This window comes from Oryzihumus sp. (assembly GCF_036391795.1).
Taxonomy (GTDB): Bacteria; Actinomycetota; Actinomycetes; order Actinomycetales; family Dermatophilaceae; genus Oryzihumus.
Genome location: NZ_DASVZH010000179.1, coordinates 1 through 4,732 on the forward strand (window position 1 = coordinate 1; position 4,732 = coordinate 4,732).

At 70.9% G+C, this 4,732-nt stretch carries 4 protein-coding genes; 2 read left to right on the forward strand and 2 right to left on the reverse strand.

The features are described from left to right. Positions 1-1,251: GNAT family N-acetyltransferase (locus tag VF825_RS10650; protein ID WP_331113013.1), on the reverse strand; the 1,251-nt coding region annotated here is incomplete at its 3' end. 75 nt (positions 1,252-1,326) lie between these two features. On the opposite strand from VF825_RS10650, the gene VF825_RS10655 reads away from it, so the two are divergent. Beyond that, positions 1,327-1,638, forward strand: coding sequence for a GNAT family N-acetyltransferase (locus VF825_RS10655; protein WP_331113015.1), 312 nt, complete (start codon positions 1,327-1,329; stop codon positions 1,636-1,638). 165 nt (positions 1,639-1,803) lie between these two features. Next, positions 1,804-4,551, forward strand: a complete 2,748-nt coding sequence (secA, locus tag VF825_RS10660; protein ID WP_331113017.1) for a preprotein translocase subunit SecA — start codon at positions 1,804-1,806, stop codon at positions 4,549-4,551. A gap of 51 nt (positions 4,552-4,602) precedes the next feature. Here the strand turns inward: secA and VF825_RS10665 are convergent. Further along, positions 4,603-4,732 (reverse strand): Rv3235 family protein (locus VF825_RS10665; protein WP_331113019.1); only part of this gene is annotated, 130 nt, incomplete at its 5' end.

Sequence of the window (4,732 nt, forward strand, 5' to 3'; positions counted from 1 at the left end):
CTGCTTGCGCGCCGGGTCGTCCAGCGCCTCGCGCAGCCGGGGCAGGTCGGTATCGCGCCACTCGCGCAGCACGACCCGCTCGCCTTCCAGCCGGGTCGGCACGAGCAGCCCGGGCCGTCCCCGGTCGGCGGCGAGCAGCTCGAAGTGGTGCCCTCCGTGGATGCTGCCGTCCGGTGCCCGCCATGAGTTGGTCTCGACGCCGGTGAGCCGGAAGCCGGCATCGCGCAGCACCCGGTCCGACGGCCAGTTCTCCGGGTCGGTCGAGGCGTGCAGCCGCTCCAGACCCAGGCCGCCGGCGTCCACCGGTGCGAACGCGTGGTCCAGGACCAGGGACACGGCCGAGGCCATCACGCCCCGTCCCCGGTCTCCGGGGTGCAGCCAGTAGCCGATCTCGGCGTCCCGGGAGGCGTTCCCGTTGTCGAAGCCGAACAGCTGGATGTCGCCGAGGGCCTCATCGCTTCCGGCGTCGGCGATGCACCAGTAGAGCGCCACCCCGTCGGCGCTCTTGGTGCGCGTGCGCTCCAGCCAGGCGGCGAACGACGCAGCGTCCGGGTGGGCGCCGGCCGGCATGAAGCTCAGGCTGGCCGGGTCGGGACCCTGCCCCTCCGTGGGGGTGTCGGTGTCGCGCCACGGCCGCAACCGCAGGCCGTGGCCCTCGAGCACCGGCGCGGACCACCACGGTGTCGCGGGCTCGCGCGGGTCGTCCGCGCGCAGGGAGGCGAACCACGCGTCATACGGGTCACCGTCGCGCGCGGGCAGCAGGCCGCGCACGGTGCCCTCGATGCGGAAGCCGCACGCCCAGGCGGTGCGCCGGGAGGCCCAGTTGCCCACGGCGGCCCGCCAGTGCAGCGTGCGCACCCCGTGCGTGAAGGCGTGCTCGGCCGCCAGGCGCAGCGCGCGCCTCATGTGCCCGCGTCCGCGGGCCCAGGGGTGCAGGCCGAAGCCGACCTCCGCGGTCCTGCCGCCGTGCGGGCGGTAGTCGATGGTCCCGGCGAAGCGCGGCGTGCCGGCGTCGTCGACCTCGATCGCCCAGTAGCGGTTGCCCGCCGGGTCCTGCCACCCGGCCGCGACCGTGGCGAGGTACTCCTCGGCGTCAGCCCGTTCGTAGGGTGCGGGCACGGTCGTCCAGCGCACCATCTCCGGGTCGCGAGCCTGCTCGACGACGGCGTCGAGGTCGGCGGGGCAGTGGGCCCGCAGCGTCACCACCCCGTCGCTCAGCACGGGCACGACATCGGGGAACGGGCGATCCATGGCGACACCCTTGCCGACGGGGGCGTGGCAGGGCAAAGGTTTTCGGGCACCGGCCCCGCGTGGTTGGGTGGGCACATGGCTGACATCGAGGTCGTCAACAACACCGGGGCCTGCCGCTACGAGGCCAGGGTCGACGGCCGCGTGGCCGGGTTCGCGGAGTACCAGCTGACCGACGAGCTCATCGTCTTCACCCACACCGAGGTGGAGGGGGAGTTCGAGGGCCAGGGCGTCGGCGGCGCGCTCGTGCAGGGGGCGCTGGACGACGTGCGGGCGCTGGGCCTGCGCCGGGTGCTGCCGCTGTGCCCGTTCGTCAAGGCGTGGATCGGGCGGCACCGGGACTACCGCGACCTCGTCTACCACGCCCCGCGCAGCACGGCCCACGACTGAGCCGCCCGGGAACGTCCCACCGCGGCCCGCACGTTGCGCCCGTGAGGGGCAACCGACCGCCCCACGGCCCGTCGGCCGCACGGCCAGGCTCGCCAGCGACTAACCTAGGCAGGTCGCGGCGTGGACCATCGGCCCGACGCCATCAGAGTCTTGTCAGGAGTGAGCGTGCCCAAGATCGTTGAACGACTGCTTCGAGCCGGTGAAGGCCGGGTGATCAAGAAGCTCGAGGGCATCGCGGCCCAGGTCAACGCCATCGAGGAGGACTTCGAGAAGCTCACCGACGCCGAGCTGCGCGGCGAGACCGACGTCTTCCGGCGCCGCCTGGCCGACGGGGAGACCCTCGACGACATCATGCCCGAGGCCTTCGCCGCGGTCCGTGAGGCGAGCAAGCGCACCCTGGGCAAGCGCCACTTCGACGTGCAGATCATGGGTGGCGCGGCGCTGCACCTGGGCAACGTCGCCGAGATGAAGACCGGTGAGGGCAAGACCCTCGTCGCCACGCTGCCGTCCTACCTCAACGCGATCGAGCGCAAGGGCGTCCACGTCATCACGGTCAACGACTACCTGGCCGAGTACCAGTCCGAGCTCATGGGCCGTGTCCACCGCGCCCTGGGCCTGGAGACCGGCTGCATCCTCGCCTCGATGACCCCGGCCGAGCGCCGCGAGCAGTACGGCAAGGACATCACCTACGGCACCAACAACGAGTTCGGCTTCGACTACCTGCGCGACAACATGGCGTGGTCGACCGACGAGCTGGTGCAGCGCGGCCACAACTTCGCCATCGTCGACGAGGTCGACTCCATCCTCATCGACGAGGCCCGCACCCCGCTGATCATCAGCGGTCCCGCCGACCAGGCCACGAAGTGGTACGTCGAGTTCGCCCGCATCGCCGAGAAGCTGCAGCGCGGCGAGGACGGCAAGGGCGACTACGAGGTCGACGAGAAGAAGCGCACCGTCGGCGTGCTGGAGTCCGGCATCGCCAAGGTCGAGGACTACCTCGGCATCGACAACCTCTACGAGTCCGTCAACACCCCGCTGATCGGCTACCTGAACAACTCCATCAAGGCCAAGGAGCTGTTCAAGCGGGACAAGGACTACGTCAACATGAACGGCGAGATCCTCATCGTCGACGAGCACACCGGCCGCATGCTGGCCGGGCGCCGCTACAACGAGGGGATGCACCAGGCGATCGAGGCCAAGGAAGGCGTCGAGATCCAGAACGAGAACCAGACGCTCGCCACGATCACCCTGCAGAACTACTTCCGCATGTACGACAAGCTCTCCGGCATGACCGGTACGGCCCAGACCGAGGCCGCCGAGCTGCACCAGATCTACAAGCTGGGCGTCGTGCAGATCCGCACCAACCGCCCGATGCAGCGCATCGACCAGGCCGACCTCGTCTACCGGACCGAGGAGGCCAAGTTCAACGCGGTCGTCGAGGACCTGGTCAAGCGTCACGCCAAGGGCCAGCCGGTCCTCGTCGGCACCACCAGCGTCGAGAAGAGCGAGTACCTCGCCGAGCAGCTGCGCCGCCGCGGCGTCAAGCACGAGGTCCTCAACGCCAAGCAGCACGCCCGTGAGGCCGCGATCGTGGCCCAGGCCGGTCGTCGTGGCGCGGTCACCGTCGCCACCAACATGGCCGGTCGAGGCACCGACATCATGCTCGGCGGCAACCCCGAGTTCAACGCGGTCGCCGCGCTGAAGGAGCGGGGCCTGGACCCGGAGGAGACCCCGGAGGAGTACGAAGCGGCCTGGCCCGAGGCGCTCGAGCTGGCCGAGAAGGCCGTCGCCACCGAGCACGAGGAGGTCACCAGCCTCGGTGGTCTCTACGTCCTGGGCACCGAGCGGCACGAGTCGCGGCGCATCGACAACCAGCTGCGCGGTCGGTCCGGCCGTCAGGGTGACCCGGGCGAGAGCCGGTTCTACCTGTCCCTGCAGGACGACCTCATGCGCCTGTTCAACTCCGGCATGGTCGACCGGTTCATGACCTCGGCCCGCATGGAGGACGAGGTCCCGATCGAGTCCAAGCTGGTCTCCCGCTCGATCCAGAGCGCCCAGAGCCAGGTCGAGGCGCAGAACTTCGAGATCCGCAAGAACGTCCTCAAGTACGACGACGTCCTCAACCGCCAGCGCGAGGTCATCTACGCCGAGCGCCGCCGCGTCCTCGAGGGCGAGGACCTGCACGAGCAGGTGCGCCACTTCATCAACGACGTGGTCGGCGGCTACGTCGACGCCGCCACCGCCGACGGCTTCGCCGAGGACTGGGACCTCGAGCAGCTCTGGACCGCGCTCAAGACCCTGTATCCCGTGTCCGTCACCATCGCGGAGGTCGAGGAGGCGGCCGGTGGCCGCTCGGCCCTCACCGCCGACGTGCTGCGCGAGGAGATCCTCTCCGACGCCCACCACGCCTACGACGCCCGCGAGGCGACGCTGGGCGGCAACGTCACCCGCGAGGTCGAGCGGCGCGTGATCCTCTCGGTCCTGGACCGCAAGTGGCGCGAGCACCTCTACGAGATGGACTACCTGCAGGAGGGCATCGGCCTGCGCGCCATGGCCCAGCGCGACCCGCTGGTGGAGTACCAGCGCGAGGGCTTCCTGCTGTTCGAGGCGATGAACGAGGCGATCAAGGAGGAGTCGGTCGGCTACCTGTTCAACGTCGAGGTCGAGGTCAACGGCGAGGCCCAGGCGCTCGCCGCCACCGAGCTGACCGCCGACGCGGGCGAGGTCGTGGCGGTCTCCGCGGAGCCGATGATCACCGCCAAGGGCCTGACCACCCCCGAGCCGGCCGCCCGACTGCACTACTCGGCGCCCAGCGACGACGGCTCGGTGCAGGAGCGCGACGAGGCCCCGGTCACCACCCGCGCCGAGCGGCGCGCCGCTGCCTCCAAGAAGGGGCGCAAGCGGGGCCGCTGAGCCACGACGAAGGGCCCCGACCGGATCGCCGGTCGGGGCCCTTCGTCATGCTCAGCCCACCTGGAGGGCGGTGACCATCCACCGGTGGTCCAGGCCGGTGAGGCGCATCGCCAGGGCCCGGACCCTGTCGTGGTCGACCACGACGGCGCAGGCCTCGGCGACCCCGTCGGCCGGCTCGCAC

What these genes read in the sequence shown, in the direction of transcription:
- VF825_RS10655 (WP_331113015.1), top strand. Translation starts at nt 1,327, where the DNA reads ATGGCTGACATCGAGGTCGTCAACAACACCGGGGCCTGCCGCTACGAG.